At 42.7% G+C, this 429-nt stretch carries 1 protein-coding gene; it reads right to left on the bottom strand.

Annotated elements, in window-relative coordinates; genetic code table 11:
- The coding region (locus IQR33_RS32620) for a hypothetical protein (protein WP_228013804.1) at nucleotides 1-304 on the bottom strand (304 nt) is incomplete at its 3' end.
- Between the last annotated feature and the right edge of the window lie 125 nt (nucleotides 305-429).

Below are 429 nucleotides of genomic sequence, written 5' to 3'. Positions count from 1 at the left end.
TTATGGAACTCCCTTCGCAAGGCAGCGATCCTGAATTGACTTCCGTTCTAACGCCACCTCTGGACAAATCAACACTCTCCAATCGCATATTTAATCCGTATTGCTCTTCCGGTGCCTCCACAGCCCACACAGGATTATTTTGCAGACATGCATTGAAGTACCTTTCACTCGATTCGACAATTACCTTTACGAAAGTAGAAAGGTTACTACGCTTAAGTCCATCGGAAATACTTGAGCACAATACCCCTATACCATTAAATATATCTGAAGTGGATAAAGGTATATTCGCTTTGTACTTTGACATAGCTCTCTGAACACGCTCTATTTGTTTGAGATTCCTCCAAGTCTTTATCACTCTATCGAGACTTAACTTCTTGATAGGTGAAGCCGGAGTTAGTTCAACAGAAGCAGAACCAAGCTCAGCCCCTG

The organism is Vibrio sp. OPT46, assembly GCF_015163535.1.
Taxonomy (GTDB): domain Bacteria; phylum Pseudomonadota; class Gammaproteobacteria; order Enterobacterales; family Vibrionaceae; genus Vibrio; species Vibrio alginolyticus.
The sequence above is the reverse complement of the archived record's forward strand: the minus strand, read 5'-3'. Positions and strand labels throughout refer to the sequence as shown.